This window comes from Methylocucumis oryzae (genome assembly GCF_000963695.1).
In the GTDB taxonomy this organism is placed as follows: domain Bacteria; phylum Pseudomonadota; class Gammaproteobacteria; order Methylococcales; family Methylomonadaceae; genus Methylovulum; species Methylovulum oryzae.
In genome coordinates this window covers 77,068-91,582 of record NZ_LAJX01000015.1, presented here as the reverse complement: position 1 = coordinate 91,582, position 14,515 = coordinate 77,068, and the positions used below count along the sequence as shown (strand labels likewise).

Here is a 14,515-nt window from a genome sequence, read left to right as displayed (position 1 = left end):
AACGACCTAAACACAACTAGTTTTGCTTGGTGACCATAGCGAACGTGAACCACCCGATCCCATCCCGAACTCGGAAGTGAAACCGTTTAGCGCCGATGATAGTGTGGCAGTTTGCCATGCGAAAGTAGGGAATTGCCAAGCACCTTTCTCTAAACCCGCCTCAATATAACGAGGCGGGTTTTTTTATGCCTTAAATTTGGCGATGAGGTCTTATTAACCTCCTCTAAAAAACTCTACTTTTTATTAGGTGGACTTTTTACCTCAGCAGGTGCCGGTGCGGAACCTGTATCAGTTAGTAATATATCCGCTTTATTCATTTCTATGGTTTTTTCACCAATTCCAGAGACTTCATTTAGCTGGTCTATTGTTTTAAATCCGCCGATTTTGGTGCGGTAGGCAACAATGGCTTCAGCTTTTTTCAGGCCAATATTTGTTAAAGCATCGGCTATTGTTTGGGCATCTGCTGTATTAATATTGACAGGAGAAGCTAAGGTAGTGCTGGTGTTGAGCATCCATAATGTAACAACAAATCCTATGGTTTTCAGTAAATACATAAATCACCTTTACATCGTTGTTGTAGGAAATTCTAGTATCTACTGTTTGTCTGTATGTTGTCAATAATGACCATAGAAAATATGTTAAGCTACAAATTATTCTCGTGTGATAAAGGCTAATTTATTAATGCCCGATTTATGAGCGACAGCCATTGTTTCAGCAACTTTGCCATACACGACCGCAGTATCTGCTTGTAATTGCACGGTGAGCTCTGGGTCAGACTCATGTAATTTGCGCAATTCGGGTTCTAGTTGCCCTAAATCAACCACTTTTTCATTTAATGTAATCTGGCCTTGTGCATCTATAGCAATGGTTGCTAAATGATCAGATGGTGCAGGATCAGTTTTCTCGGTTTTGGGTAAATCAACCCGCACGGCTTGTGTTAGTAAGGGGGCGGTGACGATGAAAACAACTAATAAAACTAACATTACATCGACTAGCGGAGTGACGTTAATTTCACTCATAGCCTCTCGATTGGATGACGATTCTGTTTTTAGCGCCATGATTATTCTCCCGAATTGGCTTTTAGTCCGGCTTTAACTGCTAAATTTAAAAAGTCAGTTGCAAAGTATTCTAATTCTGCTTCGGTTGATTTGATGCGTTGAATAAAATAATTATAAGCGAGTACGGCTGGAATCGCGGCTGCAATGCCTATTGCTGTAGTCATTAAAGCCTCACCTATCGGTCCTGCAACAACGTCTAAGCTTGCTGATTTTGCTTCACTAATACTTTGTAACGCATGCATGATGCCCCAAACAGTGCCGAACAAGCCTACGAAGGGTGAAGTGCTGCCTATCGATGCGAGTAACGAAAGTCCTTGTTCTAGGGTTTTTCGCTCTTTACTAATTTGTTGGCGTAACGAGCGCTCTAAAATAGATTGAATATCGCCACTTAATTCTAACATAGACGATGCATTGTTCCTGACATCGCTAATCGCATGAAAGCCAATACCGGCAATGCGTCCAATAGCGCTTGCATCTTGGTCTAAATTGGCAGCGGCATTTAAATCGCTTGCGGCCCAGAAGGTCTTGGTGTAAGAGCGGTTTCGTCTATTGATGGACCATAACATCCATGATTTTAAAAAAATAATTGTCCAGGTAATAACCGAAAATGCGATTAATACCCACAATGTTACTTGAACAATGTTAGCAGAAGTAAGTTGTATCATAACAGACCTTAGTGTTTGAATTTAAATGCAATAGGAACTTTGACCCAATCTTCGATAACTTGCTTGCCTTTGTGCGCAGGGAGAAAACGCCAGCTTTTTGACTTGTTCGACAGCGGATTCGTCGAGAATGTCATGACCACTGCTTTGCACAACTTTGATTTCTCCGGCTGAACCATTAGTCAAAACCTTTACTAACAAATGAACAGTGCCTTCCCAGCCGCGTGTTTGAGCTAAGCGAGGATAATGGGTGGGTGGGTTACGCAGCGAAGCGGATGAGTACACGGCTTTAACCATAGGCTCTGCATTTGCTGTCGGTGCACTTGCTGCAGGTGCAGGTTTATTTGCTTTTGTAGATGAGGTATTAGCGCTAGTAGCCAGCGGTGTTGGCTCAAAGGGTTTAAACACCGGCGGCGCTTCTACTGCTGGTTTGGACTCCGGAGTAGGTTTGGGTTTTACTTGAGCTGTTGGCTTGGGTTTAGGTGTAGGTTTGGGTTTTTCCGGTTTAGGCTTGGCTTTAGGTGGCTCTACTTTTTTTGCTGGGGCAGGCGCTGGTTTCGGTGGAACAATGGGCTGTGCAGGGATAGGCGCTGCTGTTTTGGGCTGGCTCGGTGTGGGTGCATTGAGCGCAACTTCGATAACTTTGGGCGGCTCAATTTTTGGCGGTGGCTCGGGTAAATTCTGCCAAATTAACCAGACACTTAAATGTAACAAACTTGATGCTATTACGGCGCTTAATCCTGCCGATGTATCAACTAATTTGTAAGGGCGGGGAGGTTCGGGTATGGAAGAATGCACGGTTTAATGTTGTTATGGCTGCTTTAGCCAAAGTGAGGCAGTTGAGTCAAGATTGAAAAGCCAGCATTTTACCAGGCTGAAAAGGTAAAAACGAGTGCTATTAGTCGATTTAGGCTTGTTGGTCTGTGTAAAATCATGTTAATCCGATAAGTTTCGTTAAGCTCGCTATAATATTCGGTCGATTAGGTAATTTAACTTTTAATTCAAGTGGCGAAGCTATGATGCATGATTTAATAAATTGGTTAGTAACAACCATAGGCTCAATGGGATATTTAGGTATTTTTTTACTCATGGCGATGGAAAGCTCAGTACTACCGGTGCCTAGCGAGCTTATCATGCCACCTGCGGGTTATTTAGTGCAACAAGGCAAGATGAATATGTGGCTGGTGATAACAAGCGGCACATTAGGGAGTTTAGCGGGCGCTTATGCTAATTATTTTGTCGCTAAGTTGCTAGGGCGTCCTCTGTTACTTAAATACGGTCATTACTTACTGATCAATGAAGAAAAATTTACTAAGGTTGAAAAGTTTTTCTTGCAGCATGGTGAGGTGTCTACATTTGTCGGGCGTTTTATTACCGGTTATTCGGCATTTAATTTCTTTACCAGCAGGGTTAGCAAGCATGAGTCATATTAAATTCTCTGTGTACACATTAACCGGTGCCCTAATTTGGGTGTCGGCTTTGGCCTGGTTAGGGTATTGGTTAGGTGAGAGTGAAGCGTTGTTAATGCAATACTCACGTCAACTGGTGCTGGCTTGTGTCGTGTTAAGTGTTGTCGTGGTTGTGGCTTATGGGTTTTGGTATAAACGTCGTATTAATCAGTCTTGAAAAACACGTGTGTGTCCCCATTTCTAAGCAATATAACTTTTAACTAGGAGATAGCACAGTGACGGTAGACGCACATAAAGAAACCTTAGGCTTTCAAACTGAAGTCAAACATTTATTACATTTAATGATTCACTCCTTGTATAGCAACAAGGAAATCTTTTTGCGTGAATTAATTTCTAACGCATCTGACGCAGCGGATAAATTGCGTTTTTTAGCATTAACTGATGAGCGTTTATACGAAGGCGATAGTGACTTAAAAATCCGCATCGCTTTTGATAAAGAAAAACGCACGGTTTCAATCAGCGATAATGGCATAGGGATGACGCGTGCCGAAGTACAAGAAAATATAGGCACAATAGCAAAATCAGGTACAAAACAATTTTTTGAAGCCCTTACCGGTGAGCAAGCTAAAGATAGCGAGTTAATCGGTCAATTTGGCGTCGGTTTTTACTCGGCATTTATTGTTGCCGATAAAGTGACGTTAACGACGCGCAAAGCAGGTTCTGCAATCGATGAAGGTACTCGCTGGGAATCCTCTGGCGAAGGTGAGTACACAATAGAAGCCGTAGAAACAGATAAACACGGTACGGAAATTGTGTTGCATTTAAAAGATGGTGAAGATGAGTTTTTAGACGGTTACCGTTTACGTTCGATTATTAGAAAATTCTCGGATCATATTTCGTTACCTATCGTAATGGATAAAGAAGTCATGCCGCCTATGGCCGATGATGAAACCGTAGACGGTGAAGCTGATGCTGAAAACAAAGCAAAACCGGAGCCTGAAATCGTTGAGGAAACGGTTAATACCGCGTCGGCTTTATGGACACGAGCTAGACAAGATATTTCCGAAGACGATTACAATCAATTCTATAAACACGTAGGCCATGATTATCAAGACCCGCTAGCCTATGTGCATAGCAAAGTCGAAGGTAATAACGAATACACGTTATTGCTTTATGTTCCAAGTCACGCACCGTTTGATTTATGGGATAGAGACACTAAGCACGGTGTGAAACTCTACGTTCGTAAGGTCTTTATTACCGACGATGCTGAGCAAATCATGCCACGGTATTTGCGTTTTATTAAAGGTATTGTTGATGCCAACTCGTTACCGTTAAACGTATCGCGCGAAATATTGCAGCAAAGCAAACAAATTAGCACGATTAAATCCGGTTCGGTTAAAAAAGTGCTAGGGATGTTAGAAAACTTAGCGAAAAACGAGGCTGAAAAATACGAAACATTCTGGACAGAATTTGGTGCAGTCTTAAAAGAAGGTATTGTTGAAGACTATAGCAACAAAGAGCGTATTGCTAAGTTATTGCGCTTTAGCTCGACGCATACCGACAACAGTAAGCAAGATGTGAGCTTAGAAGATTATGTTAGCCGTATGCAAGAAGGCCAAGAGAAAATCTATTATGTGACGGCAGATAGTTTCTCAGCGGCTAAAAATAGTCCACATTTAGAGATTTTCCGTAAAAAAAGGTATAGAAGTCTTATTGTTATCGGATCGTATCGACGAATGGTTAGTCAGCAATTTAACTGAATTTGACGGAAAGCATATACAATCTGTCGCTAAAGGTGAATTAGACTTAGGCAAACTCGACAGCGAAGAAGACAAAAAAGCACAAGAAGACGTTAAAACCGAATTTGAATCCGTTTTGAAGCAAATTAAAGATGTGTTAGGCGAAAAAGTCAGTGAAGTACGTTTAAGTCATCGTTTAACGGCATCGCCAGCGTGTTTAGTCGCTGATATTTACGGTATGAGCTTAAACATGGAGCGTATTATGAAAGATGCTGGCCAGTTAATGGGCGGTATGGGCATGGGTAGAAAACCGATTTTTGAGGTTAATCCTGACCATGCTCTGGTTAAACGCTTAAAAGATGAGCAAGACGACAGCCGTTTTTCTGATTTAACACATGTCTTATTCGATCAAGCCATACTCAGCGAAGGTGGGCAATTAGACGATCCAGCGGCGTTTGTGCATAAATTGAATGGCTTGTTACAAGGCTTGTTGCATTAACAACAAGTTTGCTTTTGCGATAGGCTGCTATAAAACTTAGCTTGGTAGGTCAGGTTACGGCTATCGCCTAACCCGACCTACCTGGTCTAATAATAGCGACCAATACTCTCGCCTTGTTTTACAGAATTACCGGGTTGAACCTCCTCGCCCCAACTCGCTTTATTATCATCCGCTAACAGCATAATAATAGTCGAGCCCATATTAAATCTACCAAACTCCTGACCTTTTTCTATGCGGTGTACTGCGTTTGGATAATTAAAGCGCTGAACAGTAGAGCGCGTTGGCGGTGTTACAACGCCATGCCAAAATTGTTTCTATGCTGTTGACTATCATCGCGCCGACTAGTACTAACGCCATGGTGCCAAATTCAGTGTCGAAAATACAGCAAACACGTTCATTACGCGCATACAAGCCAGGCACAGTATTCGATGTTGCCGTATTGACGCTAAAAAGTCGCCCTGGGACATGAATCATCTCAGTTAAGGTGCCGGTCATGGGCATGTGTAGCCTATGATAGTCTTTAGGCGATAAGTAAATGGTTGTGTACAACCCATTATTAAAAGTTTCGGCTAATGCAGAATCTCCCCCTAATAATTCCTGCGCACTATAGGAAAAACCTTTCGCTTGAATTAAACAGCCTTCAATAATACGACCGGCTTGGCTGACTAGCCCATCTGCTGGGCTTACCAGTCCCTGTTTATCATTGGCAACAGGTCTACAGTCTGGTTTTAGTGCCCTGGTAAAAAACTCGTTAAAGGTCTGATAGCTATTGATGTCAGTATTTAATGCTTCAGCCATATTAACTTGATAAAGGCTAACAAACTGCTGAATTAGAAAATTTTTTACTAATTTATTATCACAATGGCTTAAAAGGCGGCACGCGCGTGATAAGCATGATGAGGCAACAAGTATTGAGGTAGTACGCTGAGATGCTCGTTGAATGCCATAGTTCTACGCCAATTGGATATAGACAGGCGGTTGCCAATCGGGTTGTTGATGCTCGACGATGACGGTTGTATAAATGCCGCCGCGTACATTAAATTCAGCGCGTATACGCATAAATTTAGGCATAGTGACGGCCACTAAGTCAGCTAAGATTTGATTAGTGACGGCTTCATGAAACGCGCCTTGGTCACGAAAGCCCCAGATATAGAGTTTTAACGATTTTAATTCAACGCAAACTTGGTCGGGCACATATTCAAGTTTAATGACGGCAAAATCGGGTTGGCCGGTTTTAGGACAAAGACAGGTAAATTCGGGTATGTCTATGCGAATGGTGTAATCGCGTCCAAGCGCGGGGTTTGGGAAAGTCTCTAAATAATGGCTAGCAAGCTGAGTCATAGTGTTCCTTAATGATTAAACCAGGTATTTTAACGGGCAATCGTTATTTTGAAAGTCACTGTGCTAATAAAGTTACGTTGGTGGTTCAAAAACTGTCTAAAGATTTTGTCTTGTGTCGGCAATTATTGCGCTGCAAAATTCGTCAAGTAATTAATCACTTAGCATTAATTCTATGAAATAAAAAGATTTTTTTATTTTTCTTTTGCGAAGTATTAAACGTTTTGCTTTATTTGTTACCTGTAAATGCTATTGTTTACAAGCATTCTGCTCGACAATGGCGGCTTTAAAACAATATTAAAATAGTTCATGTTGAGTAGATGCGTGACAACATAACTAACAGGAACTGATACGAGGTTATTATGAAAAAAACACTATTAAACTCCGCATTATTGATAGCTTTAAGCGTAACAGGGACAGTGGCTTTTGCTAAGCCTTGCGATAATCTCCCTAATCAAGCGGCCTTAGAAACTGCGTTGAAAGATGCGCAAAGCGAAGCAAACGGCGGCTTTGGTTTGCACATGTGGGCGTCGATAGTTAACCGCGCAGGCGTTGTTTGCGCTGTGGCCCGTTCTGGTGCGGCACCAGGTGATCAATGGCCAGGTAGCCGTGTGATTTCGGCACAAAAAGCCAATACCGCTAATGCGTTTAGTTTACCTGGCTTAGCGTTATCGACTGCCAACTTATATTCTGCTACGCAACCTGGTGGCAGTTTATTTGGTTTACAAGAAAGCAATCCTGTCAATATTAATGCGGCTTATGATGGTGCCTTTAATAAATACGGTACTGCCAATGACCCATTAGTCGGTAAAAAAATTGGTGGGGTTAACGTATTTGGTGGCGGTTTAGCTTTATACGATGAGAAAGGTGAGCTTCTTGGCGGTTTAGGTGTTAGCGGTGACTCTTCTTGTGCTGACCATAATATCGCTTGGCGCATCCGTTTTGACCTTGGTTTAGACCATGTGCCATCAGGCGTTGCGACTAACGGCGACGATAATATCGTTTACGATATTACTAACGGTGATGCTGCACCGGTAACAGGTGTGCCTGCGTTAGGTAAAAGTACCGGTGGTTGGGGGCATCCTTCTTGTTCAAATGCGGCTAAATCCATTGCTGAAGGCTTTAAGAAAGCAGGTTCAGGTTCGCTTTAAGCGCGTTAACTTAGCTTTTTAGGCAAATAAAAAAGGGGGCGCAAGCCCCCTTTTCTTATTACTTAAGTTTTAGATTTTCTTTTCGCTGAGCTAATTAAGCCTAATAAGCCTGAACCAAATAGCCAAACTGCAGCGGGCACTGGAACTGCGCTTGGCGTCTTAGAACCACCAAACTCAATATATTGCTAGGTAAGAAGAACATCGGAAAGCGTTTGCGGGAAAACTGTATGCGCGGTTTGATTAGGATGAGTATCCTATTTTTAATTAGGATTAATATCTCTATTTTCAGAGTAATGACCTGGGATATTTTAAGGAAAAATATCCGATGTAATTATTATTCATTCTTAAGTATCCTAACAACCGACTAGATTACCGATGCTGACAAGGTGGTTGGCGAAGTTGAATACGTAAAGGTTTAAAATGGAAAGGTGTCTATCATTCCTGCGCTATTCCGGTAGGGATCTTATTGACTTTCTGTTAAGAAAATATATCAACTATGAAAATTTTATCCAATTTAAATAAAAAGATGACTACAGCGGTTATGGCTTTTGCCGCTTTAGCTGTTCCTGTTGTAATTAACGCAGCACCGTATAACCCATCTGTATATGTTTATGGCCCAGTTTCAAATGGTCAATCTTTTCAAAATGGCGCTTTGGAAGATAAAAATGACAGTGCTTCCGACTTGAATTTAGGGTTCAGCGGATGGGTAGCAATCGGTAAAGAGAATGTGTTAAATACAGGAGCAATTGAAAACACAACCACTTTATTAGATGCCACTGATAGTGGCGGGTGGAAGTCTGGCACATGGACGATAGCTTCGTCATTGTGGAGTACCTACAGTAAGATCGCTATCGTGCTTAAAGACGGTGGTACAAAGTTTGACGAAGGATCTGTTTTTTGGACTGCGTGGCTCTTGAAGCAAGGCGATACTACCGGTACTTGGGCAATGCCAGATAAGGCACTGTCACATATGTCTCTTTATGGTGTTGAATGTACAAATAGTGTTTGTGGTGGTGGTGATAATCCTCCACCATCAGTACCCGTTCCCGCCGCTGTGTGGTTGTTCGGTTCTGGCTTGGTCGGCTTAGTCGGCACTGCTAGAAGAAAACTATTGCATCATCACAGCTAAGCGCTTAACGCGATTGGCTTCAACTAAAAAGGGGCGCAAAGCCCCTTTTTTCTGTTTTACAAGATGCTGCATATGTTGCTGCCTAGCTGACAATAGACGCTTTGCCATACTGCAATCTTGTTTCGCATCGTGCCCTTCTTGTTCAACGGTACCCTCCATTAGTTTTGTGATTCGTCGTTTCGGCATAAGGTGCTGAAACCCGGAGGCCAAAGGAGGGCAAGGCTTGGTGTTTATCCTTGTGCGCTGGAAACCGACAATCCTTGCCGGTGACGTATTCCTTGAATTGATTAGAGTGTTAGGAGTTAATGCCCATGTCTTTAGCCAAACAACTATTACTGCTGGTCTCGCTATTTTTCTTTTTGATTGTTGCCGTCAATCTGGTTTTAAGTATTGGTAATATCAAAAGTTACCTGGAAATCGAGGCGCATAGTCATGCGCAGGATACCGCGACGTCATTGGGCTTGTCGCTAAGTCCTTACATGAGTAATCCTAACGACCCTATTTTGAAAACAATGGCCAGTGCGGTTTTTGACATGGGCTATTACCAGGAAATTCTGCTGACGGATGCGACGGGTAAAGATATTGTTAGGCTGAGTAACGTTAAGACTGTCGCCGGGGTGCCGGATTGGTTTATCGCCAGCTTACCGCTATTACCGGCCTCAGCCAGCAGTGAAATCAGTTCAGGTTGGATGATCAGTGGTACCGTTTATGTGACGGTTAATACCGCATTTGCTTATGGTAAACTATACCGGCAAGCGCAAACCGCCTTTGTTTATGCGGCAGAGTCATTGGGCGTGTCGGTGGTGCTATTAAGTTTGGTTTTACAAATTACGCTTAAACCGTTAAAGAATATTGGCTGTTTGGCGCAAAAAATTACTGAAGGCCATTTTAATACGATTGAACGTTTGCCATGGACTAGTGAGGTGAGAAGCGTCGCGTTGTCCATGAATAGCATGTCTAAAAAATTGGCTAATACGCTTGAGGCGCTCAATCAAAAGTTAGCGGTAATGGGGGAAAGTATTAGGCACGATGATGCGAGTGGATTGTATAAAAAATCCGTCTTTGACACCGATTTGTTGCGGATTCAAGAAGATCACAGACCCGCCTATTTACTCGTAGTTAAAATCGATCGCTTACAAGACCTGGTTAAAGAGCTGCCTGCCGTGACTATTGACTGCTTACTGCGCAGTAGCGCAGATCTGTTGACGGTGCTTTCCGAACAGTATACTGAGAGTGTTGTCCGTTGTTATCGATTTTATGGCGGTGAGTTTGCAATGTTGTTAGAAATTCAACATGCCGAGCAGGTAGCAGATATTGCAAAAGCGCTAAGCACTCAATTTGCCGAATTGGGTGGGCGATACGCGCGGGCCGACATCGTGCACATGGGGGCGGCACTGGTTAATCCGCTTGGTTCGTCCGATAGCGTTGTACAAGCGGCTTACGAGGCTTACGAACAAGCTAGGTTAATCGGCGCCAATAGCTATTTCATCCGTAGCCACAATGATTTTGCCCGCGATATTTCGGGCTGGAAAGCGCTAGTTTTTGACTGCATCGATCAAGCTAATTATAGCCTGACGTATCAAGGGCAAATCAGCTGCTTTGTTAACCAGCAGTTATTGATGGAAGAAGCGTTTGCAAACGTGCGCGACCAACAGGGACAGCTTACGCCAATTGGCCCGTTTGTATCGATTGCTGAAAAATACGCCAAAATCATCGAGTTTGATAAAGGGGTAATCGACCTCGCGATTGCATACATCCGTAACCAAGCCATTCAACATGCTATTGCTATTAATCTCTCTACGCGCAGTATTAAGAGCGCAGAATTTGGGTATTGGTTGCAAAAGTTGTTCAAAAATGATGCCGATCTCGCGCAGCGTTTAGTGTTTGCCGTGTCCGCCTATGCGGTTGCTAAAGACGTTGCGGCTTATGCGGAATTTTTCTCTGAACTACAACAAGTTGGTGGACAAGTCATGATCAAGCGTTTCGACACCTACTCGTTGCCAACCGAGATGATTAAAAAACTAAGACCTAATTTTTTGCGGCTATCCCGCGAACTGAGCGAAGGTATTAGTCAATCGAGGCAAAAGCAAGAGTTTATTGAAGCATTGCTGCAGTTGGCTGCTTTGCTTGATATCAGTCTGTTAGCTGAAAATGTTCATGACGATGCGGATTATCAAACGTTGTGCGCAATAGGCTTGACCGGCGCTAGCCGATAACTTGCGACGAGTGATACGCGCCAGCTTGGCAGCTGGGTTAGTGTTGGTTTTGAGTCTTGTGTTTGCTGGTCATTACGGTCAGCGCTGGCTGAAACCCGAATCTGAACACACTACCAGCTTGCGTTTGACAGCGGAGCAATTGGACAGGATCGCTAAAAAATACGGTGCTGAAGCTAAACAGCGTTTTATCGCGTGGCAAGACTTGATGGCCAGCGGTCATTCGCTGTCGGAATCTGATAAGCTACAGCAAGTCAATGATTTTTTTAATCGTAATGCACGTTTCGTTGATGATCGGGTGCTGTGGTTAAAAAAGCGATTATTGGGCTACCCCCAGCGAATTTCTGGCCAAAGGCGCAGGTGACTGCGAAGATTTTTTCGATTGCCAAATATTTTACGTTACTCGAAATGGGTATCACTGAAAACCGCTTGAGAATTACCTATGTTAAAGCACTAACACTTAATCAGGCGCACATGGTTTTAACGTATTATGCAACTCCGCAAGCGATGCCGCTTATTCTTGACAATTTACTCCCCACTATCCGGGCTGCTGTCGAGCGCAAAGATTTAATACCGGTTTATAGTTTTAACGGCAGCCATTTATGGTTGGCGAAAGCGAAGGGCAGCAGTGGGGAACAAAGCGATTCAAGCAAGCTAAGTCCTTGGGCTGACCTAACAAAGAGAATGTTAGAGCTCCCATTATAATCATCGGGTATTGAGAAATACATAACCCACCGCCAACCCGTGCAAATACGACGATTTCAAACAAGTTGCCGTCTCAACACATCAATAATACCGCCATATATTTTCGCGCCTAATTTTCAAAATAGGCGACAGTTCGATAGCTATAGCTCAGCAGAAAAATGCAAAAGAATGTTTATTCTGGCAAATATATTATCAAAATTAACTTCAATAATAAGTTGTTATTGTCGGTCTCTATGCAAAAAAACTTATAATAAATATTAATTTAGATGATGTCTAATATACAAAACTTTTTTGTCGGTAACTTAGCATTAAAGATACATGTCTATAGAAGCTAATCCGACCAATAAATTATAATTTAATTTTTATCAGACTTGATTTGCGCGACAAATAATTATTGTGCGGGGGAGCCCATCATGAAAACCTTACCAAATATTAGCTTATATAGCAATTTTTGCGGCATCGCCGGGTTATTGTTTACTACAGAAGTAATGTCAGAGGAAACATTGCCAGCAACTATGTATGCGGATATTACCTATTTACCTACGTGGCTAGTATTAGCTTTATCGGTTGGTTTATTTGCGGGTTTGTCCAGTTTGTTGTGGCTCGCTTATAAGCACTGGTGGGCTACCGAAGAACATGACAGGTTTAAATTCCATTATGTTGTGGTTCCTGGCCTATTGGCAGGCATTGTCTTTGGCGTACTGATAGTTAATGTTCGGCAATCTTTAATGTCTGAAAAAATTACCGGCTTGCCGCCAACGGCTGCAGGCGGCGCACAACCTCATGCAGGTGTAGCGATGGATCTTCTTGAACAAGAGGACTTTTCAGACAATCCACCGGAAATAAAAATTCCGAAAAAAGTAAAAGATGGCCGTGCTCGCCACGCAAAAGTCAATCTTGGTGCGCTTAATGCCGACATTCTGTATCTAAACCTGTTTGATGATGCTATCCTAACAGCTATACGCGATCAGATTGACACGACTGTCAAAGGCAGTTATGTCTGGATAGGGCATATTGAAGATGATTCGGACAGCCAAGTGGTTTTGGCTGCTAAAGGCAATGTATTAATGGGAACCGTAGAAACTAATGGTCGATCATTTGAAATCATTTATGTTAACGGTACGACTCATGCGGTGCGCGAAATTGATCCCAACAAAATTCCCGAACAGTATGAGCCTAGGGATTTAGTGCCTGACGCCAATGCTATAAATGAAGACGGCGACATCATAGACACATCCGGCACGACAACAGCATCTGGAGATGTTACAAGCACAGGTCAAGTTATTGATGTCTTAGTGACTTACACGCCCAAAGCACGAGCAAACGCGGGCGGCGTTAGTGGCATGGAAACCCGTATATTGAATGCTGTTGCTAAAGCCAATCAAGCTTATTTGAACAGCCAAATCAATATGAGTTTAAATTTGGTAGGTATGGTAGAAATTGATTATGTAGAAACCGGCGATATGACTGTCACTTTGAGCCGTTTACAAGGAACTAGCGATGGTTTTATGGATAATGTTCATGCTCTACGCAATCAATATGGTGCTGATCAGGTTGCTTTGGTAAGTGCTGACAGCAACTACTGTGGTTATGCCAGTATTATGACTTTAGCTAGTCAATCGTTTGCGCCTTATGCTTTTGCCGTCGTTCACGATGATTCTGTGTACAACTGCCTTGGCAGTAATAATACATTTGCGCATGAGCTAGGCCATAATCAAGGTAATGTCCATAACGTGGAGAACTCGGCTGTAGCCGGTGCTGCGCCTGACGCTTATGGTTACCGGGTTTGTGGTTTGTTTAGAGATATTATGGCTTATAGCTGCTCCGGAGAAACCAGAATTCCTTATTTTTCTAATCCGAATGTTTACTGGAATGGTCAACCAACCGGTATTCTTAATAATGCCGATACGGCTCGTTCTATGAATGTAACAGCACCTACGGTCGCCGGTTTTCGGACTCTGGTTACCACTGTGCCGAATGCTCCTGGCAATTTAGTGGCCAATTCAATGACACCCGATAGCATTGCACTCACTTGGAATGACAGTGCTTCCGATGAAGCCGGTTACATCGTGCAACGTTCTACTGACAACACAACCTGGAGCCAAGTCGCATCATTGGGGCAAAACGCGACGAGTTTTAACAACACCGGTCTAGCTAGCGACACAACTTTTTATTACCGTGTGTATGCTTTTAATAGTATAGGCAACTCAGCTTATTCTAATATGACTAATGCTACAACAGCCGCAGCGCCAGCTCCAGACACCATAGCGCCTACAGTGGCTGTTACAGATCCGGCTAATGGTGTTAAGGTATCCAAAGTGAGCCAAACAGTAAGCGCTATTGGCTCGGACAATGTTGCCGTTACCAGTTTAAAGCTTTATATCGATAACAAACTGGTAAGTTCTACAAATAGCAGCTCATTAAGCTATAACTGGAACACAAAAAAGTAACAACCGGACTCCATACCCTTACCGTTCAAGCTGCTGACGCTGCGGGTAATACCAACAGCGCCTCTATTACGGTGGCTAAGTAGTTTAATGACTCAAGCGCTGGCTAGGGCATAAGTATCTAGTGATTGCAAGAAAACCTCTGAAAGCTATATTCAACGCGAC

16 protein-coding genes, 1 rRNA gene and 1 pseudogene are annotated in these 14,515 nt (G+C 42.9%); 10 read left to right on the top strand and 8 right to left on the bottom strand.

Annotated elements, in window-relative coordinates; all coding sequences use genetic code 11:
* Positions 1–25 precede the first annotated feature (25 nt).
* Positions 26–141, top strand: a 5S ribosomal RNA gene (gene rrf, locus VZ94_RS02160).
* A gap of 92 nt (positions 142–233) precedes the next feature.
* Here the strand turns inward: rrf and VZ94_RS02155 are convergent.
* The 4 genes from VZ94_RS02155 to VZ94_RS02140 form a co-directional block, all read right to left on the bottom strand.
* Complete coding sequence (locus tag VZ94_RS02155) at positions 234–554, bottom strand: ComEA family DNA-binding protein (RefSeq protein WP_082081311.1); 321 nt, start codon at positions 552–554, stop codon at positions 234–236.
* 96 nt (positions 555–650) lie between these two features.
* Positions 651–1,058: an ExbD/TolR family protein gene (locus VZ94_RS02150; protein ID WP_045777971.1), complete on the bottom strand. Its 408-nt coding sequence runs from the start codon at positions 1,056–1,058 to the stop codon at positions 651–653.
* A 2-nt stretch (positions 1,059–1,060) separates the two neighbouring features.
* Positions 1,061–1,723 (bottom strand): MotA/TolQ/ExbB proton channel family protein, encoded by a 663-nt coding sequence (locus VZ94_RS02145; protein ID WP_045777970.1) that lies wholly within the window; start codon positions 1,721–1,723, stop codon positions 1,061–1,063.
* 21 nt (positions 1,724–1,744) lie between these two features.
* On the bottom strand, positions 1,745–2,518 hold the full coding sequence (locus tag VZ94_RS02140; RefSeq protein ID WP_131655449.1) for an energy transducer TonB: 774 nt from the start codon (positions 2,516–2,518) through the stop codon (positions 1,745–1,747).
* 218 nt (positions 2,519–2,736) lie between these two features.
* Here VZ94_RS02140 and VZ94_RS02135 point away from each other — a divergent pair, with 218 nt between their 5' ends.
* From VZ94_RS02135 to htpG, 3 genes and pseudogenes are all read left to right on the top strand, one after another.
* Positions 2,737–3,153, top strand: a complete 417-nt coding sequence (locus tag VZ94_RS02135) for a DedA family protein (RefSeq protein ID WP_204369015.1) — start codon at positions 2,737–2,739, stop codon at positions 3,151–3,153.
* On the top strand, positions 3,140–3,346 hold the full coding sequence (locus tag VZ94_RS26720) for an SNARE-associated domain-containing protein (protein ID WP_204369014.1): 207 nt from the start codon (positions 3,140–3,142) through the stop codon (positions 3,344–3,346). Before VZ94_RS02135 ends, VZ94_RS26720 begins: the two co-directional genes overlap by 14 nt.
* A 58-nt stretch (positions 3,347–3,404) precedes the next feature.
* A pseudogene (gene htpG / locus VZ94_RS02130) lies at positions 3,405–5,367 on the top strand (molecular chaperone HtpG).
* 86 nt (positions 5,368–5,453) lie between these two features.
* On the opposite strand, the gene VZ94_RS31495 reads toward htpG, so the two are convergent.
* The 3 genes from VZ94_RS31495 to queF all read right to left on the bottom strand — a co-directional run bounded on the left by VZ94_RS31495 (position 5,454) and on the right by queF (position 6,708).
* Positions 5,454–5,600 (bottom strand): phosphatidylserine decarboxylase, encoded by a 147-nt coding sequence (locus VZ94_RS31495; protein WP_338040199.1) that lies wholly within the window; start codon positions 5,598–5,600, stop codon positions 5,454–5,456.
* Positions 5,601–5,622: 22 nt separating this feature from the next.
* Positions 5,623–6,165 (bottom strand): archaetidylserine decarboxylase, encoded by a 543-nt coding sequence (gene asd / locus VZ94_RS31490; protein ID WP_338040196.1) that lies wholly within the window; start codon positions 6,163–6,165, stop codon positions 5,623–5,625.
* A 153-nt stretch (positions 6,166–6,318) separates the two neighbouring features.
* The gene (queF, locus tag VZ94_RS02120; protein WP_045777969.1) at positions 6,319–6,708 is read right to left on the bottom strand and encodes a preQ(1) synthase; all 390 of its coding nucleotides are present in this window, start codon (positions 6,706–6,708) and stop codon (positions 6,319–6,321) included.
* Positions 6,709–7,067: 359 nt separating this feature from the next.
* Here queF and VZ94_RS02115 point away from each other — a divergent pair, with 359 nt between their 5' ends.
* Positions 7,068–7,856, top strand: a complete 789-nt coding sequence (locus VZ94_RS02115; RefSeq protein WP_045777968.1) for a GlcG/HbpS family heme-binding protein — start codon at positions 7,068–7,070, stop codon at positions 7,854–7,856.
* A 62-nt stretch (positions 7,857–7,918) separates the two neighbouring features.
* Here VZ94_RS02115 and VZ94_RS24995 read toward each other — a convergent pair whose 3' ends face one another.
* A complete protein-coding gene (locus VZ94_RS24995) occupies positions 7,919–8,035 on the bottom strand; it encodes a PEP-CTERM sorting domain-containing protein (protein ID WP_338040198.1) in 117 nt (38 codons plus the stop codon).
* A gap of 317 nt (positions 8,036–8,352) precedes the next feature.
* Between VZ94_RS24995 and VZ94_RS26715 the strand changes: the two genes are divergently transcribed.
* The 5 genes from VZ94_RS26715 to VZ94_RS02090 all read left to right on the top strand — a co-directional run bounded on the left by VZ94_RS26715 (position 8,353) and on the right by VZ94_RS02090 (position 14,353).
* Complete coding sequence (locus VZ94_RS26715; protein WP_045777967.1) at positions 8,353–8,985, top strand: hypothetical protein; 633 nt, start codon at positions 8,353–8,355, stop codon at positions 8,983–8,985.
* A 311-nt stretch (positions 8,986–9,296) separates the two neighbouring features.
* Positions 9,297–11,201 (top strand): bifunctional diguanylate cyclase/phosphodiesterase, encoded by a 1,905-nt coding sequence (locus tag VZ94_RS02100; RefSeq protein ID WP_045777965.1) that lies wholly within the window; start codon positions 9,297–9,299, stop codon positions 11,199–11,201.
* Position 11,202: 1 nt separating this feature from the next.
* The gene (locus VZ94_RS27725) at positions 11,203–11,562 is read left to right on the top strand and encodes a hypothetical protein (protein WP_239649557.1); all 360 of its coding nucleotides are present in this window, start codon (positions 11,203–11,205) and stop codon (positions 11,560–11,562) included.
* Complete coding sequence (locus VZ94_RS27720; RefSeq protein ID WP_239649556.1) at positions 11,559–11,903, top strand: hypothetical protein; 345 nt, start codon at positions 11,559–11,561, stop codon at positions 11,901–11,903. Before VZ94_RS27725 ends, VZ94_RS27720 begins: the two co-directional genes overlap by 4 nt.
* Before the next feature lie 413 nt (positions 11,904–12,316).
* The gene (locus VZ94_RS02090) at positions 12,317–14,353 is read left to right on the top strand and encodes a reprolysin-like metallopeptidase (protein ID WP_045777964.1); all 2,037 of its coding nucleotides are present in this window, start codon (positions 12,317–12,319) and stop codon (positions 14,351–14,353) included.
* The last annotated feature ends 162 nt before the right edge of the window (positions 14,354–14,515 follow it).